Genomic DNA, 15,390 nt, shown 5'->3' with positions numbered 1-15,390 from the left:
GTTGGTGGGCGGTCTGGTCGCTGTTGGCTGCTTCCGGGGTTGGGTCGGGCGCCGGGTCGTTAGACTCCGGTGCCCGACAAGCCACCACGGTGGGGGAGACATGACCGACCAGCCGCCCGGCCACCAGCCGCCGGGATACCAGCCTTCCCCCGCCGGGGAGCCCACGCCGCCGGGTGGCTTCCGCGCCGCGCCGTACCAGGGGTTCCCCGCGTCGGGGCCGATGCCCGCGCAGCCGGGCTACCCGGCGTCGGGACCGCTGCCCGCCCAGCCCGGATACCCGGGCTCGGGCTCGTTCCCCGCCCAGACCGGCGGGTTCCCGCAGCAGCAGGCGCCCAGGCGCAAGGGCGGCGCCGCGGTGCCGCTGCTCGCCGTCGCGATGGTCGTGTTCCTGGCCGCGGCGGGCGTGATGGTCTTCCTGTGGCTGGGCGCCTCCGACGACACCAAGGCGCACAACGACAAGCTCACCGCGCTGACGAGCGAGCTGTCCTCGACGCAGCGCAAGACCGAGGAGGCGACGGAGTCCGCGGCCAGCTCCCAGGCGAAGGCCGACGACGCCGGCAAGGACATCGCCGCGCTGGAGCGCGAGATCAGCGGCCTGCGCCGGTGCGCCGACCGGGTGCGCGAGACGCTCATCGTGGCCGAGTCCGGCACCGACGCCGAGCTGCGCGCCGCCGTCCAGACCATGTTCCAGAACTGCTGAGCCAGGAGCCCTGCGATGAGTTTCCCCGGACCCGACCAGGTCGCCGGATGGGGCGCGGCCCAGCAGCCCCCGGCGCAGCCGCCGCAGGCCAGGAGCAAGGCGCCGGTCGTCGTGCTGGCCGTGCTGGCCGCGTTGTTCGCCATCGCGGCGGGCGTGTTCACGGTGTTCTACTTCGGCGAGAAGGCCGAGTCCGACCGCGTGGCCGCCGCGGTCGCCGACAAGGAGCGCGAGGTCGCCGCGGCCAAGGACGGCCTCGGCGACGCCGAGGATCAGGCCAGGGCCGCCCTCGACGAGCTGGAGTCCCAGGAGGGCAAGCTGTCCAGCCTGGAGACCGAGAAGGACGAGGTGGCCGCCTGCACAGCGGCGGCCAAGCGCTACGTCGACGCGCCCGAGGACCTGCCCGAGCCGGAGCTGGACAAGCTGTTCGACACGATGTACGAGGCCTGCCGCTACATCTGAGGCTCAGTCGGGCAGCAGCGGCACCGAGATCCCCGGGTCCCGGCCGAGCAGGGCCGCCCGGGTGATCGCCGTCGTGCCGAAGCGGTCCCGGACGGTGTCGACGGCGGAGTCCAGCACGGGGCCGCCGCGGTCGAACGGCAGCGCCAGCTGGACGGCGTCGGAGTTCTCCAGGTTCGACAGGGCGAGCCCGATCAGCGTGAGGCCGTCGGCGGCGATCCTCGGCCACGCCGCGGCGAAGAGGTCGCGGGCAGCGGCCAGGATGACGGCGGTGTCGGTGGTCGCCTCGGCGATCGTGTGGGAGCGGGTGGCGCGGGTGTAGTCCCGGAAGCGCATCCGCAGGGTCACGGTGCGGCAGGCCCGGTCGGCCCGGCGCAGGCGGCGCGCGAGCCGGTCGGCCAGCGCGGCCAGGGTCGCGTCCAGCTCGTCGTGGCCGCGCTGCCGCGAGCCCAGTGCCCGCTGCGCGCCGATGGACCGGCGGCGGCGGCCCACCTCCACCGGGCGCGGGTCGCGGTTGTGGGCGAGGGCGTGCAGGTGGCGTCCGGCCGCGCGGCCGAGCATCCCGACCAGCTCGGCCTCGCACAGGGCGGCGACCTGGCCCACGGTGCCGATGCCGTGGTCGCGCAGCTTCGCCGACGTCACCGCGCCGACGCCCCAGAGGCGCTCCACGGGAAGCGGGTGCAGGAACGCCAGCTCGCCGTCGTGCGGGACGACCAGCAGGCCGTCGGGCTTGGCGACGCCGGAGGCCACCTTGGCCAGGAACTTCGTCCGCGCCACCCCGACCGTGATGGGCAGCCCGACGGCGGCGGCGACCTCGGCGCGCAGGCGGGCGGCGATGACCGCCGCCGACCCCGCGATCCGGCGCAGGCCGCCGACGTCGAGGAACGCCTCGTCGATGGAGATGCCCTCGACCAGCGGGGTCGTGGCGGCGAAGACCTCGAACACCGCCTTGGACGCCGCCGAGTAGGCCGACATCCTCGGCGGCACGACGATCGCGTCCGGGCACAGCGCCCGGGCCTGGCGGCCGCCCATCGCCGTGCGGACGCCGCGCGCCTTGGCCTCGTAGGACGCCGCCAGCACCACACCGCCGCCGACGATCACCGGCCTGCCGCGCAGGCGCGGGTCGTCGCGCTGCTCGACGGAGGCGTAGAACGCGTCCAGGTCGGCGTGCAGGATCGGGCCGTCGGTCGACACGAACATATGTTCGCATCCGGTGACCGGATTGACACGTGACCTTTTAGTCACCTAAGCTCGATAGCGTGGACGAGGTGTTCAAGGCGCTGGCCGACCCGACCCGCCGCGGCCTGCTGGACGAGCTGTTCCGGGAGGACGGCCAGACGCTCAGCGCGCTGGAGGCCCGGGTGCCGATGACCCGCTTCGGGGTGATGAAGCACCTGAAGCTGCTGGAGGAGGCCGGGCTCGTCGTGACGAGACGCCGAGGCCGGGAGAAGGTCCACTACCTCAACCCCATCCCCATCCGCCTGATCCACGACCGCTGGGTCAGCAAGTACGCCGAACCCTGGGCCGCCGGGCTCACGGGTCTCAAGGAATCCCTGGAGCGCACCATGGAACGAGTCTTCGAGATCTACATCCGCACCACGCCCGAGCGCCTGTGGGAGGCGATCACGACCAGTGACATCCGCGCGAAGTACCAGTTCGGCGTGCGCATCACCGAGGACTGGTCGCCGGGGGCGCGCATCGAGATGAGCCACCCGGGGGCGGGGCTGCTGGGGGAGGGCGAGGTCATCTCGGCCGACCCGCCCGCGCAGCTGGTGCACACCTTGCGGGCGTTGTGGAGCGATGAGGTGAAGTCGGAGGGGACCTCGAAGGTGACGTGGGACATCGGGCAGGTCGAGGACTCGTGCCGGTTGACGGTGACCCACTCGGAGCTGCGGGAGGGGGCGAACGACGAGCTCTACGGCGGGTGGCCGATGATCCTGTCGGGGTTGAAGACGTGGCTGGAGACGGGGGAGACGCTGACTACGCCGGGGTCGTTGATGTACGGCGGGTGAGGGGTTCGCCTTCCTTGCCCTTGGTTTCTGGCGTCGCGGTCAGCCGCTTGCCGGGGTAGGCGCTCCCTTGGGGGTGACGCGCTTTCGCGATTTGCTTCGTGGTGTCCGATGGGGTGGACCCGCATTCGCGGGGCCCCTAAGCGAAGCGTCGCGGGCGCGGAGAAGCGGCGGAGCGGCGAAGCCGTCCGCGCCCGAGCGAGGGTAGCGACGCTTCGCTCCCCACGAATGCGGGTCCACCCCATCGGACAGTGCTCGTGGGGCGTGTTGCGTTCGTGGGTGGTTGCGCTGCTTTCGGATTTGAGCTGGGCTGCTGGTTACGCTGGCCAGGTTGGGTTTGTGGTCACCACGGTTAGGCGTTGGGTGGCTCGGGTCAGGGCCACGTAGAGGGTTCTGGGGCCTGTTAAGGACTCTGTGATGAGTTCGTTGGGTTCGGCCAGGACCACTGCGTCGTATTCGAGGCCCTTGGACTCCAGGCCGTCGGCTACCTTGACTCGGTCGTCGTCCACGCCTGCTACCGCGGCTCGTGCGGCCTCTACGCGGGACGTTGACGTGATGACGCCTACGGTGCCCTGTACCTCAGCGAGGAGGGTTCGGACTGAGTCGACCACCGCGGACATCAAGGTGTCCTGGGGGACCACGGTGACCTGGGGCTCCTGGCCCGTGCTGCGCACCGCGTGCGGCAGCTCCTCCGGGGTGGCGATGTCCGCGACCACCTTGTGGGCCAGGGCGAAGATCTCCGCGGAGTTGCGGTAGTTCGTGCGCAGCGCGAAGCGGCGGTGTTCGGTGGTGGGGCCGCCGAGGGCGGCCGTGCGGGCCCGGCGGGCCTCCTCCGGGTCCGGCCAGGAGCTCTGGACCGGGTCGCCGACGACCGTCCAGCTGGCGTAGCGGCCTCGGCGGCCCACCATGCGCCACTGCATGGGGGACAGGTCCTGGGCCTCGTCGACCACGATGTGCGCGTACTCGTCGTAGTTCGTGCCGCGCGGGGGTTCGGGGTCGGCGTGCTTGCGGCGGCGGCGCGGGGGCCTGCCGAGGAGGATGCGCAGCTCGTCCAGGAGGGCGACGTCGGCGACCGACGGGCCTGCCGAGAGGTCCGACCAGGACGCGGCGAGCAGGTCGACCTCGCGCTTGGTCAGGACCTTCCCCGCCGCCGCGGCCAGCCTGCGGCGCTCGCCGAGGGAGCGCAGCACGTCCATCGGGGTCAGCAGCTGCCACCAGACGACCACGAAGCGGTGGAAGTCGAGGCGTTCGCCGAGGTCGGTGAGCAGTTCGGCGCGGGTGGCCGGGAAGTCGCCGAAGGAGTCGGCCTTGCGCCACAGGGCCTCCAGCAGGGCCTCGGCGGCGTCGACCCGGGACTGGTTCGGCGGGCGGCGTCCGTTGTGGACAGCGCGGCGGACGACGGCGAGCTCGCGCGCGTCCAGCTTGAGGACCTGGCCTTTGTAGACGATCCGGAGCTCGTCCGGCGCGTCGGCGGGCGCGTCGCGGATGGCGCGCTTGAGCACGCGGCGCATCCGCAGCGAGCCCTTGATCGCGGCGACCTCGGCGCTGTCGTTGCGGACCGCCTTGACGCCGTCGAGCACCTCGCCGAGCGAGCGCAGCTCCACGCTGTCCTCGCCCATCGACGGGAGCACGCGGGAGATGTAGGAGGTGAACGCGGGCGACGGCCCGACGACGAGCACGCCGCTGCCGCCCATCCGCCTGCGGTCCCGGTACAGCAGGTACGCCACCCGGTGCAGCGCCACCGCGGTCTTCCCGGTGCCCGGTCCGCCGGTGATCTCGGTGACCCCGCGCCACGGCGCGCGGATCGCCACGTCCTGCTCCTTCTGGATGGTGGCGATGATGTCGCGCATGTTCTCCCCGCGCGCGCGGGTGAGGCTGGCCATCAGCGCGCCCTCGCCCACCACCGCCATGCTCTCCGCGCGGGCGTCGGGCATGAGCAGGTCGTCGTCGATGTCCACGACCTGCTTGCCGGTCGAGCGGATGACCCTGCGGCGCACCACGTCCATCGGGTGCTCGGCGGTGGCCTGGTAGAACGGCGCCGCCGCGGGGGCGCGCCAGTCGGTGACGAGGTTGTCGAAGTTGCCGTCGCGCACGCCGAGGCGGCCGACGTACTGGGTCTCGCCGGTCGTCGAGTCCAGCCTGCCGAACACCAGTCCCTCGTGCTCGGCGTCGAGCGTGCGCAGGATCTGGGTGGCGTGGCGCACCATCACGTCCCGCTCGAACAGCATCGCCGCCTGCTCGAACACCGCCTCGTTGCGCGCCCCGTGCGCGAGTTGGTCGCCCTTGGTGCGCATGTCCTCGGCGTCGTCGCGGATCTCGGCGACCCGTGCGTAGACGACGTCCAAGTGCTTCTGCTCTACGGCGATCTCGGCCTCTCTGACAGAGGTCTCCGACACCCCGCTGTCCCCCCTGCTCGATTCCGACCGGACAAGCGAGACTACGCGGTCCCCGCGCCCGATGAATCGGCCGCGTGGCCGACTGTGCCCCGTGTCACCCGCGCGGCTGGTCCACGTGGAGCATCCGGCACGATGGGGCCGTGACCAGGATCGTCGCGGGTGTGGCGGGTGGACGCAGGCTCGCGGTGCCGCCCAAGGGCACCCGGCCCACCGCCGACCGGGTGCGCGAGGCGCTTTTCAGCGCGCTGGAGGCCGCGCTCGACCTCGACGGCGCGCGCGTGCTCGACCTCTACGCGGGCTCCGGCGCGCTCGGCTTCGAGGCGCTGTCCCGCGGCGCCGCGCTGGCCACGCTGGTCGAGTCCGACCGCACCGCGGTCAAGGTGCTGCGGGACAACGCCGCCGCGCTCGGCCTGCCGGGGGCGGACGTGCGGCCGGGCAAGGTGGCCACCGTGCTGGCCGAGCCCCCGCCCGCGCCCTACGACCTGGTGTTCGCCGACCCGCCGTACGCGCTCGGCCAGGCCGAGCTGGCCGCCGTGCTGACCGCGCTGGTCGGGAACGGCTGGGCGGCCGACGGCGCGACCGTCGTGATCGAACGCGACCGCCGCTCCGGCGAGCCCGCGTGGCCGCCCGGCTTCGAGTCGACCAGAACGCGCGCGTACGGCGACACCGAACTGCACTGGGCGGTGATCACCGCCACCCGGTGACGGGGGTGTCCGGCTGCTACCGTCCGCGACATGACCCGCGCTGTGTGCCCCGGCTCATACGACCCGCCCACCAACGGTCACCTGGACGTCTTCGAGCGCGCCGCGAGCCTGTTCGACGAGGTCGTGGTCGTGGTCGCGATCAACAAGAACAAGCGCGGCCTGTTCACCGTCGACGAGCGCATGGGCCTGCTCGCCGACATCACCGGCCACCTCGACAACGTCCGCGTCGACTCCTGGCACGGCCTGCTGGTCGACTACTGCGCCACCCACGACGTCCAGGCGATCGTCAAGGGCGTGCGGGTCGCGGGCGACTTCGACTACGAGCTGCAGATGGCCCAGATGAACAAGGGCCTCACCGGCGTGGAGACGCTGTTCATGCCCACCAGCCCGGTCAACAGCTTCCTGTCGAGCTCGCTGGTCAAGGAGGTCGCCGCGCACGGCGGCGACGTCTCCCACCTGCTGCCCGAGCTCGTCCACAAGCGACTGCTGCGTAGGCTCGCCGAGAACGCCTGACAACCTTCCCCGCCCGGTGCGCGTCGATCTTCCCGACCGACCGAGACAAAGGGGAGAACATGCGCATTTCCACACGCGCCGCCGTGGTGGCCGCCGTGCTCGTCGGAACCGTGGTCCCCGCGGGGACGGCCCAGGCGGCGGGCGCGCGGGGCGCGGGTTACGTGTGGGCCGACCAGCCGACCGCCGCCTCGTACACGCCGTCGGCCGGGTACCAGATGAACAGCACCGGGCCCGCGGTGCGGAACACCATCAGGAGAGCGGGGACCGGCGTCTACGAGGTCCGCTTCACCGCCCTCGGCGTGACCGGCGGCATCGCCCACGCCACCGCGTACGGCACGGGGACCAACCACTGCAAGGTCAGCGGATGGCACGTGTCCGGGTCCGACCAGCTGGTGACCGTCCGGTGCTTCACCCTCGCGGGCGCGCCCGCCGACACCCGGTTCACCGCGAGCTACACCAACCGCACGTCCTGGGCGGGCTTCGATCACGGCCGCACCTACCCCGGCGCCTACGTCTGGGCCGACAACCCGACCGCGGCGGACTACACGCCGACCCGCACCTACCAACACAACTCCGAGGGCTTCGCCAACCGCATCACCCGGCTCGGTCGTGGCACGTACAAGGTGCACCTGCCGGAGATCGGCTGGGAGGTGCGCGGCGGGCACGCCGTCGCCACCGCGTACGGCTCGGGGTCCGAGCGGTGCAAGGTCCCGGGCTTCGGCTGGGACGAGGGTTCCCGCTCCGAGATCACCGTCGGCGTCCGCTGCTTCACCGCGGCGGGCGAGCCTGTCGATACCCGGTTCACGCTCACCTTCACCGACCGCACGAACATCCTGGGCCTGGAAAGCTGCTGCAACCCGAACGGCCACCAGTCCGCGCACCTGCTCGCCCACGACGAGGACGCCGCGTCGTACACCCCGGCCGCGTCCTACCTGCACGTCACGCAGGGCGGCACCGCGACCGGCACGCGCCAGGGCACGGGCGACTACACGATGCGGCTCACGAACGTGAACCTCGGCGGGGGGACCGTCCACGTCCAGTCGAGCAGCTGGGACGCCGAGTTCTGCACGGTCGGCCACTGGGGCGCGGGCGGGATCAAGGTCCGCTGCCACGACGCGGCGGGCGTCCCGGTCGACACGCCCTACGAGCTGAGCTTCACCGGTCCGTGGCTGCTGGGTTGAGGTCCAGCTTCATCCCGACGTGGCTCGGGACGAAGCCCAGCCGCTCGTAGAAGCGGTGCGCGTCGGGGCGGGACCGGTCGGTGGTCAGCTGCACCAGCGCCGCCGACCGCTCCCGCGCGCGCTCGACGGCCCACTCGACCAGCTCCTGGCCCAGCCCGGCCCCGCGCTGGTCGGACCGCACCCGCACGCCCTCGATGGTCGCGCGCAGCGCGGCGAGCCGGGACAGCCCCGGGGTGAAGGTCAGCTGCAGCGTGCCGACGACCTCGCCGCCGCGCTCGGCCACCACCAGCACCTGGTTGGGATCGGCGGCGATCTCGGCGAAGGCGGCGGCGTAGCGCGGGTCGCCGGGGCGTTCCCTGGCCGCGCCCAGCGGGTCGTCGGCGAGCAGGGCCACGATGGCGGGGACGTCGGCGGCGCCGGCGGTGCGGATCACGGGACCGAGCCTGACACACCCCGGCGATCTCCCCGCCCCGGCCCCGCGACCACGGCAGAATCGACGGCGGGAGTCCGTCGCGGCGAGGAGGAGTCGATGTACAAGGTCTTCGAGGCCATCGACGAGCTGGTCACCATCCTGGAGGAGGCCAGGGGCGTGCCGATGACCTCCGGCTGCGTCGTGCCCCGAGGCGACGTGCTCGAACTGCTCGACGAGGTCCGCGACGCCATCCCCGCCGAGCTCGACGACGCCCAGGACGTGCTCGACCGCAAGGAGGAGATCGTCGGCGGGGCCGAGCACGAGGCCGAGCAGAAGCTGAGCAAGGCGGCCATGGAGGCCGAGCGGATGGTCGCCGACGCCCGCGCCGAGGCCGAGCGCCTGGTCGCCGAGGCCACCGCGCACGCCGAGCGGCTCGTCGCCGACGCCCGCGCCGAGGCCGACCGCACGGTGGCCGCCGGGCGCGCCGAGTACGACAACCTGGTCGGCCGCTCCCAGGCCGAGGCCGACCGGATGCTGCAGGCGGGCCGGGAGTCCTACGAGCGCGCCGTCGAGGAGGGCCGCTACGAGCAGCAGCGGCTGGTCTCCCAGACCGAGGTCGTCGCCGCCGCGCAGGCCGAGGCCCAGCGCACGGTCGACGCCGCTGCCGACGAGGCCGCCCGCCAGCGCGCCGAGTGCGACGAGTACGTCGACACCAAGCTCGCCGAGTTCGAGGACCTGCTCACCCACACCCTGCGCACCGTGTCCAAGGGCCGCACGCACCTGCGCGGCGCGCCCGTGGCGGCCGTCCCGTACGACTACACCCGCTGAATTTCGCCTCCGGGCGTCCGTCGCGTACCCTGGGCAGGCCGTATCCGGCACTGTCCCGCGTCCGAAAGCCGTGACTCACACAGCCATGTCCGAGTACCGCAAGAGCCACACCCGGCCCGAGGTGTCCAGTTCCTGGGTGATCGACACCCGCGACCTGGGCCGCAGGCCGGGCTCCAGCCGCGCCGTCCGGCGCACGGCGACCGCGGCCCACGACATCGGCCTCGAGGGGGTCATCGCCATCCCGACGGGGGCGTCCGTCGAGCTCGACCTGCTGTTGGAGTCGGTGGTGGAGGGCGTGCTGGTCTCCGGCACCGCCTCCGGCCCGCTGGCTGGCGAGTGCTCGCGCTGCCTCGACCCGATCACCGACGAGGTGACGATCGAGGTGACCGAGCTGTTCGCCTACCCGGACAGCGCCACCGACGAGACCACCGACGACGACGAGGTCGCCCGCCTGGTCGACGACCTCATCGACCTCGAGCCGGTGGTCCGCGACGCCGTCGTCCTCGCGGTGCCCTCGGCGCCGCTGTGCACGCCGGACTGCCCCGGGCTGTGCCCGGACTGCGGTGGCAAGTGGGCCGAACTCGGGCCGGATCACGCGCATGAGACCATAGATCCTCGGTGGGCGGCGCTCCAGGAGCGGTTCCCGCGGGATCAGGGCCACTAGCCCATCGGAAAGCTTCAGGTTTTAGCACGTCAGAGGAGATGCAGTCGTGGCCGTCCCCAAGCGGAAGATGTCGCGTTCGAACACCCGCTCCCGCCGCTCGCAGTGGAAGACCACCGCTGTGCACCTGGTGACCTGCAGCAACCGCGCGTGCAAGGCGCCCAAGCCGCAGCACATCGCCTGCCCGACGTGCGGTCAGTACGACGGTCGTCAGGTCACCCAGCCCGCGTGACCCGTGGGCACTAAGCCGTCCCGCGGTCCGTCGCAGGACCCGCAGACGCTGCTGGCCGCGCTCGGCGTCGAACTCGACGCCGAGCTGCTGCGCCTCGCCCTGACCCACCGTTCCTACGCCTACGAGAACGGTGGGCTCCCGCCGAACGAGCGGCTGGAGTTCCTCGGCGACGCGGTGCTCGGCCTGGTCGTCACCGACCACCTGTACCGCACGCACCCGGACCTGCCCGAGGGGCAGCTCGCCAAGCTGCGGGCCAGCGTCGTCAACATGCACGCCCTCGCGGGCGTGGCACGCACCCTCGGCGAGGGTGGGCTCGGCGCGCATCTGCTCCTCGGCAAGGGCGAGGAGCTGACGGGCGGCCGGGACAAGGCGTCGATCCTGGCCGACGGCATGGAGGCCATCATCGGCGCGGTCTACCTCAGCCACGGCATCGAGGTCGCCCGCGAGGTCGTGCACAAGCACTTCGACCGCCTGCTCGCGGAGGCCCCCCTGCGCGGGGCGGGCCTGGACTGGAAGACCAGCCTCCAGGAGCTGACGGCCGCGCGCGGCCTGGGCGTGCCCGAGTACAAGGTGCGCGAGGAAGGCCCGGACCACCGCAAGGAGTTCACCGCCACCGTCGTGGTGAACGGCCAGGGCTACGGCAACGGCGACGGCCGCACCAAGAAGGAAGCCGAGCAGAAGGCCGCGGAGGCGGCCTGGCGGGAGATCTCCGAGACCCCGCCGCGCCCCGACGATGCCGGAACTGCCTGAGGTCGAGGTCGTCCGGCGCGGCCTCGACGGGCACGTCGCGGGGCGCACGGTCGCGGGCGTCGAGGTCTTCCACCCGCGCGCCGTCCGGCGCCACCTGCCCGGCGCGTTCGACTTCGTCGGCCGCCTGATCGGCCAGACCCTCACGGCCGCGCGCAGGCGCGGCAAGTACCTGTGGCTGGAGCTGGACTCCGGCGAGGCCGTGCTCGCCCACCTGGGCATGAGTGGCCAGATGCTGGTCAGCAGCGCCGAGGCGCCCGCGGAGAAGCACCTGCGGGTGCGGTTCACCTTCGCCGACGGCGGCCCCGAGCTGCGCTTCGTCGACCAGCGCACGTTCGGCGGGCTGTCGGTGGAGGAGATGACGACCGTCGACGGCGCGCTGCTGCCCGTACCGGTCGCCCACATCGCCCGGGACCCGATGGACCCCGCCTTCGACCTCGACGACGCCGTGCGGGCCGTGCGGCGCAAGCGGACGGAGATCAAGCGGGCGCTGCTGGACCAGACCGTGGTCTCCGGCATCGGGAACATCTACGCCGACGAGGCGCTATGGCGCTGCTCACTGCACTGGGCGCGCCCGACCGACCGGCTGACCGGCCCCGCCGTCGGCCGCCTGCTGACCGCGGCCACCGACGTGATGGCCGCCGCGCTGGCCGTCGGCGGCACGTCGTTCGACGCGCTGTACGTCAACGTCAACGGCCAGTCCGGCTACTTCGACCGCTCGCTGGCCGCCTACGGCCAGGAGGGCAGGCCCTGCCCGCGCTGCGGCACGGCGATCCGCCGCGAGCCGTTCATGAACCGCTCGTCCTTCTCCTGCCCCCGCTGCCAGCCCCGGCCGCGCGCCGCCCGGTAGCGCGGGCGCGCGGCGGAGGCGGGATAGTGGCGTCGTGACCAAGGTGCTGGTTGTCGACGACGAGCCGCAGATCGTGCGGGCGCTGCGCATCAACCTCAGCGCCCGCGGCTACGACGTCGTCACCGCCGCGGACGGCGCGGGCGCCCTGCGCGCCGCCGCCGACACCCACCCCGACGTCGTCGTGCTGGACCTGGGCCTGCCCGACATGGACGGCAACGACGTCATCGCGGGCCTGCGCGGCTGGTCGAGCGTGCCCATCCTGGTGCTCTCCGCCCGCGTCGACAGCGGCGACAAGGTCACCGCGCTCGACGCCGGGGCCGACGACTACGTCACCAAGCCCTTCGGCATGGACGAGTTCCTGGCCCGCCTGCGCGCCGCCGTCCGCCGCTCGGCGGTCGCCGCCGCGGACCAGTCGCCGGTCGTGGAGACCGAGACGTTCACCGTGGACCTGGCGGCGAAGAAGGTGCGCCGCGACGGCGCCGAGGTCCACCTGACGCCCACGGAGTGGGGGATCCTGGAGATCCTGGTCCGCAACCGGGGGCGGCTGGTGGCGCAGAAGCAGATCCTGCGGGACGTCTGGGGCCCGGCGTACGCGACCGAGACGCACTACCTGCGGGTGTACCTCGCCCAGCTGCGGCGCAAGCTGGAGCGCCAGCCGTCGCGGCCCCGGCACCTGATCACCGAGCCGGGCATGGGCTACCGGTTCGAGGGCTAGTAGCCGAACACCTGGGTCCAGTAGTAGCCGTCGGTCTCCAGCCCGATGCCCATCGTCTTGAGGTCGCAGTTGAGGATGTTGGCCCGGTGGCCGGGGGAGTTCATCCACGCGTCCATGACCTGCTCGGGCGTGCGCTGGCCGCGGGCGATGTTCTCCGCGCCCGGGCTGCGGTAGCCCTCGGCCTTGGCCCGGTCCACGAAGGTGCGGCCGTCGAGGCTGGTGTGCGAGAAGTAGTCCTTCTCCGCCATGTCCTCGCTGTGGCCCTGCCCTGCGGCGGCCAGGCGGGCGTCCAGCTTCACCGGGGCGCAGCCGTTCTCGGCGCGCTCGTCGTTGACGATGGCGAGGACCTCGGCGTCGACGGTGAGCGCGGGCTCGGTGGTCGGCTCGGTCGACTCGGCGGCAGTGGTGGTCGTCGTCGGCTTGGCCGACGTCGTGGTCGTGGCCTTGACGGTCGTGGTGCCCGACGGCTTGGCCGAGGTCGCCGCCGTGGTCGGGGACGGCGCCGCGGTGGAGGGCGGGGCTGTCTGGGTGCCTGCCGGGGAGGTCAGGTTCATCGCGACGGGACTGGGCGTGGTGTCCTCGACCGAGGGTGCGGCGAGGACGGTCGTCACGCCCGCGGTGCCCGCGCCCGTTGCCAGGGCGAACAGCACCGCCGGGACTAAGCGGCCACGACTTTTGGTCACGGTTCGGCAACGTACCACGATCGGGTGTAACGCCTACCTTGGGGGTGCGACGCCCGTCACGTTCCGTGGGGGCGTCAGTCGCCCGGCGGGGGGTTGGTCGGCTCGGTCGCGGTGGGGTCGGTCGTCGTCGGGTCGGTGGTCGGGTCCGGGGTGGTCGTCTTCGTCGTCGACTTCGTGGTGGTGGGCCGCGTGGTCGGGTTCGTGGTGGGCGGCTGGCCGCCTCCACCGCCGCCTCCGCCGCCGCCGCCGGGCGGGGGCTCGTTGCCGCCGCCGGGCGGCGGGTCGACCGGGTCCGCGGAGTCCTCGGTGGTGGTGGACGTCGTGGTCGACGTGCCGGTGGTGGTGCTGGAGGACGTGGGCGTGGTGGTGACCGAGGTGGTCTCGCCGAAGGTGGCGGTCGTGGTCACCTGCACCTCGCCGCCGGGGGTGATCCGCGGGGTCTCGGGGGCCGTCTCGTCGGAGCCGCCCGAGGCGAAGGCGGCCACGGCGGCGAAGACGGTGGAGACGACGACGCCGGACACGCCGAGGACGGCGTACGGGGCGTGGCGGAGGCGTCCGGTGGCGGGCGGGGCGAGTTCGTCCCGGGCGTCAGGCTCGGACATGCAGGCGGACTCCCATCCGCGGGCCGGGGTGCGGCCCGTCTCGGCGCCGGACGGTATCACCCGACCTGGGCACATCCATTCGGGTGTCACACGGTCTCACGCTCCGTTTAGGGCACCATATGTCCTGTGTCGACCGACCACGCCGCGCCCGTGCGCATGACCGCCTTCGTCCGCGGGCACGTGCAGGGCGTCGGTTTCCGCTGGTGGACGCGGTCGCGCGCGCTCGAGTTCGGGCTCACCGGCTGGGCCCGCAACACCGAGGACGGGCGCGTCGAGGTGGTCGCCGAGGGGCCGAGGGAGGCGTGCGACCGGATGCTGGCCGCGCTCACCTCGGGCCGCACGCCGGGCCGCGTCGACGGCGTCGTGGAGCAGTGGGCCGACGCCAAGGGCGACCTGGCCGGGTTCCGCGAACGGTGACCTGGGGCATATTCGACCGGATGGTGAACCGCCGCGCCCGGCGCGGCGTAGAACCGCGCGTGGGACCGCCCGCAGGCGAAGAGGATCTCGTGCGCGAGCTGTACCGCCGGTACCGGCGGCCGCTGCTCGCGTACGCGATGCGCGCCGTGGGCGGGGACCACCAGCGCGCGGAGGACATCGTGCAGGAGACCTTGCTGCGGGCGTGGCGCAACGCCGACACGCTGCACCCGGACCACGCGGGCCCGTGGCTCTACACCGTGGCCAAGAACCTGGTCATCTCCGGGTACCGCAGGCAGAGCGCCCGCGCCACGGAGATCCCCATGGAGGGCTCCGACGCGCTGCGCGTCGAGCACCCCGACGAGTTCGACCGCGTGCTGCAGGGCTGGCAGATCGCCGAGGCCATGCGCAGCCTCTCCCGGGACCACCGCAGCGTCATCGTCGAGCTGTTCTACCGGCGCCGCACGGTCTCCGAGGCCGCCGCCGTGCTCGGGGTGCCCGCGGGCACGGTCAAGTCCAGATCCTTTTACGCCCTGCGCGCCCTGCGCGACGCGCTGGAGGAACGGGGGGTGACCGAGCCGTGAGCTGTCCCATGATCACCAATGTCGGCGCCTACCTGCTCGGTGCGCTCGACCCGGCCGACCGCGCGGTGGTCCAGGCGCACCTGGCGGGCTGTCCGGTCTGCGAGTCCGAGCTGCTGCGGATGGCGCCGCTGCCCGGCCTCCTGCAGCGCGTGCAGGAGGCGGACTTCGCCGAGCCGGAGCCGGACGCGCCGATCACCGAGCCGGTCCCGGTGGCGCCCGCCGCGCCCGCGCGGCGGGCCAGGCTGCCCGTGCTGGTGGCCGCGGTCGCCGTCGTGATCGCCCTCGCCGGGATCGTGGCTGCGCAGACCCTCGGCAGGAAGTCCGACATGGTGACCTGGTCGGCGCACGACCCGGCCAGCGGCATCCGGGCCTACGTCGACCTGACGCAGCGGCCGTGGGGCACCGAGCTGAGCATCCGCATGCGCGACGTGCCGCCGGGCAAGCCGTGCAAGCTCGTGGTGCGGGCCAGGGACGGCAGCCGGGAGACCGCGGGCTGGTGGGCGGCCGGGACCACCGCCGAGGAGGAGATCCCGGGCAGCACGTCGTTCGACCTGTCCGCGATCGCGAAGGTCGAGGTCATCAGCGGCGACAACATCGTGATAGACATCACGCCACCCGATTAGTCGATCGCCACGCGCCGAGGGCGCCTCCCCGGGCGGGCCCGGCGACGCGGGTACGCTCGCCCGAACGCACCCGCACGGAC

The 15,390-nt window shown here is 72.9% G+C and carries 20 protein-coding genes; 15 read left to right on the top strand and 5 right to left on the bottom strand.

Going from position 1 to position 15,390, the window contains the following annotated elements; translation table 11 throughout:
* Window positions 1-100: 100 nt before the first annotated feature.
* Both Actkin_RS24685 and Actkin_RS24680 read left to right on the top strand, forming a co-directional pair.
* The gene (locus Actkin_RS24685) at window positions 101-700 is read left to right on the top strand and encodes a hypothetical protein (protein ID WP_258904422.1); all 600 of its coding nucleotides are present in this window, start codon (window positions 101-103) and stop codon (window positions 698-700) included.
* Between the two features lie 15 nt (window positions 701-715).
* Window positions 716-1,159, top strand: coding sequence for a hypothetical protein (locus tag Actkin_RS24680; RefSeq protein WP_258904421.1), 444 nt, complete (start codon window positions 716-718; stop codon window positions 1,157-1,159).
* A gap of 3 nt (window positions 1,160-1,162) precedes the next feature.
* Here the strand turns inward: Actkin_RS24680 and dinB are convergent, their stop codons facing one another.
* Window positions 1,163-2,356: a DNA polymerase IV gene (gene dinB / locus Actkin_RS24675; protein WP_258904420.1), complete on the bottom strand. Its 1,194-nt coding sequence runs from the start codon at window positions 2,354-2,356 to the stop codon at window positions 1,163-1,165.
* A gap of 59 nt (window positions 2,357-2,415) precedes the next feature.
* Between dinB and Actkin_RS24670 the strand changes: the two genes are divergently transcribed.
* Window positions 2,416-3,168, top strand: a complete 753-nt coding sequence (locus Actkin_RS24670) for an ArsR/SmtB family transcription factor (protein ID WP_189213370.1) — start codon at window positions 2,416-2,418, stop codon at window positions 3,166-3,168.
* Between the two features lie 314 nt (window positions 3,169-3,482).
* Here the strand turns inward: Actkin_RS24670 and Actkin_RS24665 are convergent, their stop codons facing one another.
* Window positions 3,483-5,561, bottom strand: a complete 2,079-nt coding sequence (locus tag Actkin_RS24665; RefSeq protein WP_258904419.1) for a HelD family protein — start codon at window positions 5,559-5,561, stop codon at window positions 3,483-3,485.
* Window positions 5,562-5,701: 140 nt separating this feature from the next.
* Between Actkin_RS24665 and rsmD the strand changes: the two genes are divergently transcribed.
* Genes rsmD through Actkin_RS24650 form a run of 3 tightly spaced genes read left to right on the top strand, consistent with a single transcriptional unit; the run spans window position 5,702 to window position 7,959 of the window.
* On the top strand, window positions 5,702-6,265 hold the full coding sequence (gene rsmD, locus Actkin_RS24660) for a 16S rRNA (guanine(966)-N(2))-methyltransferase RsmD (RefSeq protein ID WP_258904418.1): 564 nt from the start codon (window positions 5,702-5,704) through the stop codon (window positions 6,263-6,265).
* A gap of 30 nt (window positions 6,266-6,295) precedes the next feature.
* Entirely contained in the window at window positions 6,296-6,778 is a 483-nt protein-coding gene (gene coaD, locus Actkin_RS24655) for a pantetheine-phosphate adenylyltransferase (protein WP_189213367.1), read from the top strand.
* 59 nt (window positions 6,779-6,837) lie between these two features.
* Complete coding sequence (locus Actkin_RS24650) at window positions 6,838-7,959, top strand: hypothetical protein (RefSeq protein ID WP_258904417.1); 1,122 nt, start codon at window positions 6,838-6,840, stop codon at window positions 7,957-7,959.
* On the opposite strand, the gene Actkin_RS24645 is transcribed toward Actkin_RS24650, so the two are convergent.
* Entirely contained in the window at window positions 7,934-8,392 is a 459-nt protein-coding gene (locus tag Actkin_RS24645; RefSeq protein ID WP_258904416.1) for a GNAT family N-acetyltransferase, read from the bottom strand. The genes Actkin_RS24650 and Actkin_RS24645 overlap by 26 nt on opposite strands.
* A 96-nt stretch (window positions 8,393-8,488) precedes the next feature.
* Between Actkin_RS24645 and Actkin_RS24640 the strand changes: the two genes are divergently transcribed.
* The 6 genes from Actkin_RS24640 (at window position 8,489) to Actkin_RS24615 (ending at window position 12,404) form a co-directional block, all read left to right on the top strand.
* Window positions 8,489-9,199, top strand: coding sequence for a DivIVA domain-containing protein (locus Actkin_RS24640; protein WP_189213364.1), 711 nt, complete (start codon window positions 8,489-8,491; stop codon window positions 9,197-9,199).
* A gap of 85 nt (window positions 9,200-9,284) precedes the next feature.
* A complete protein-coding gene (locus tag Actkin_RS24635; protein ID WP_189213363.1) occupies window positions 9,285-9,863 on the top strand; it encodes a YceD family protein in 579 nt (192 codons plus the stop codon).
* 46 nt (window positions 9,864-9,909) lie between these two features.
* The gene (gene rpmF, locus Actkin_RS24630) at window positions 9,910-10,092 is read left to right on the top strand and encodes a 50S ribosomal protein L32 (RefSeq protein WP_189213362.1); all 183 of its coding nucleotides are present in this window, start codon (window positions 9,910-9,912) and stop codon (window positions 10,090-10,092) included.
* Window positions 10,093-10,095: 3 nt separating this feature from the next.
* Window positions 10,096-10,842, top strand: coding sequence for a ribonuclease III (rnc, locus tag Actkin_RS24625; RefSeq protein WP_189213361.1), 747 nt, complete (start codon window positions 10,096-10,098; stop codon window positions 10,840-10,842).
* Window positions 10,826-11,689 carry a bifunctional DNA-formamidopyrimidine glycosylase/DNA-(apurinic or apyrimidinic site) lyase gene (gene mutM / locus Actkin_RS24620; protein ID WP_258904415.1) on the top strand — a complete coding sequence of 288 codons (864 nt, stop codon included), beginning with the start codon at window positions 10,826-10,828 and terminating at the stop codon, window positions 11,687-11,689. The genes rnc and mutM overlap by 17 nt, the downstream gene beginning before the upstream one ends.
* 34 nt (window positions 11,690-11,723) lie before the next feature.
* Window positions 11,724-12,404 carry a response regulator gene (locus Actkin_RS24615; RefSeq protein WP_189213359.1) on the top strand — a complete coding sequence of 227 codons (681 nt, stop codon included), beginning with the start codon at window positions 11,724-11,726 and terminating at the stop codon, window positions 12,402-12,404.
* On the opposite strand, the gene Actkin_RS24610 is transcribed toward Actkin_RS24615, so the two are convergent.
* Both Actkin_RS24610 and Actkin_RS24605 read right to left on the bottom strand, forming a co-directional pair.
* Entirely contained in the window at window positions 12,401-13,087 is a 687-nt protein-coding gene (locus Actkin_RS24610) for a CAP domain-containing protein (RefSeq protein ID WP_258904414.1), read from the bottom strand. The genes Actkin_RS24615 and Actkin_RS24610 overlap by 4 nt on opposite strands.
* A gap of 74 nt (window positions 13,088-13,161) precedes the next feature.
* On the bottom strand, window positions 13,162-13,689 hold the full coding sequence (locus Actkin_RS24605) for a hypothetical protein (RefSeq protein WP_258904413.1): 528 nt from the start codon (window positions 13,687-13,689) through the stop codon (window positions 13,162-13,164).
* Window positions 13,690-13,845: 156 nt separating this feature from the next.
* Here Actkin_RS24605 and Actkin_RS24600 point away from each other — a divergent pair, with 156 nt between their 5' ends.
* The 3 genes from Actkin_RS24600 (at window position 13,846) to Actkin_RS24590 (ending at window position 15,310) form a co-directional block, all read left to right on the top strand.
* On the top strand, window positions 13,846-14,106 hold the full coding sequence (locus Actkin_RS24600; RefSeq protein WP_189213595.1) for an acylphosphatase: 261 nt from the start codon (window positions 13,846-13,848) through the stop codon (window positions 14,104-14,106).
* Between the two features lie 89 nt (window positions 14,107-14,195).
* On the top strand, window positions 14,196-14,687 hold the full coding sequence (locus tag Actkin_RS24595; protein WP_229787516.1) for a sigma-70 family RNA polymerase sigma factor: 492 nt from the start codon (window positions 14,196-14,198) through the stop codon (window positions 14,685-14,687).
* A gap of 8 nt (window positions 14,688-14,695) precedes the next feature.
* Window positions 14,696-15,310, top strand: a complete 615-nt coding sequence (locus Actkin_RS24590; protein ID WP_189213356.1) for an anti-sigma factor family protein — start codon at window positions 14,696-14,698, stop codon at window positions 15,308-15,310.
* The last annotated feature ends 80 nt before the right edge of the window (window positions 15,311-15,390 follow it).

The organism is Actinokineospora sp. UTMC 2448 (assembly GCF_024760565.1).
Taxonomy (GTDB): Bacteria; Actinomycetota; Actinomycetes; order Mycobacteriales; family Pseudonocardiaceae; genus Actinokineospora; species Actinokineospora fastidiosa.
This window is presented reverse-complemented; position numbering and strand designations above follow the sequence as displayed.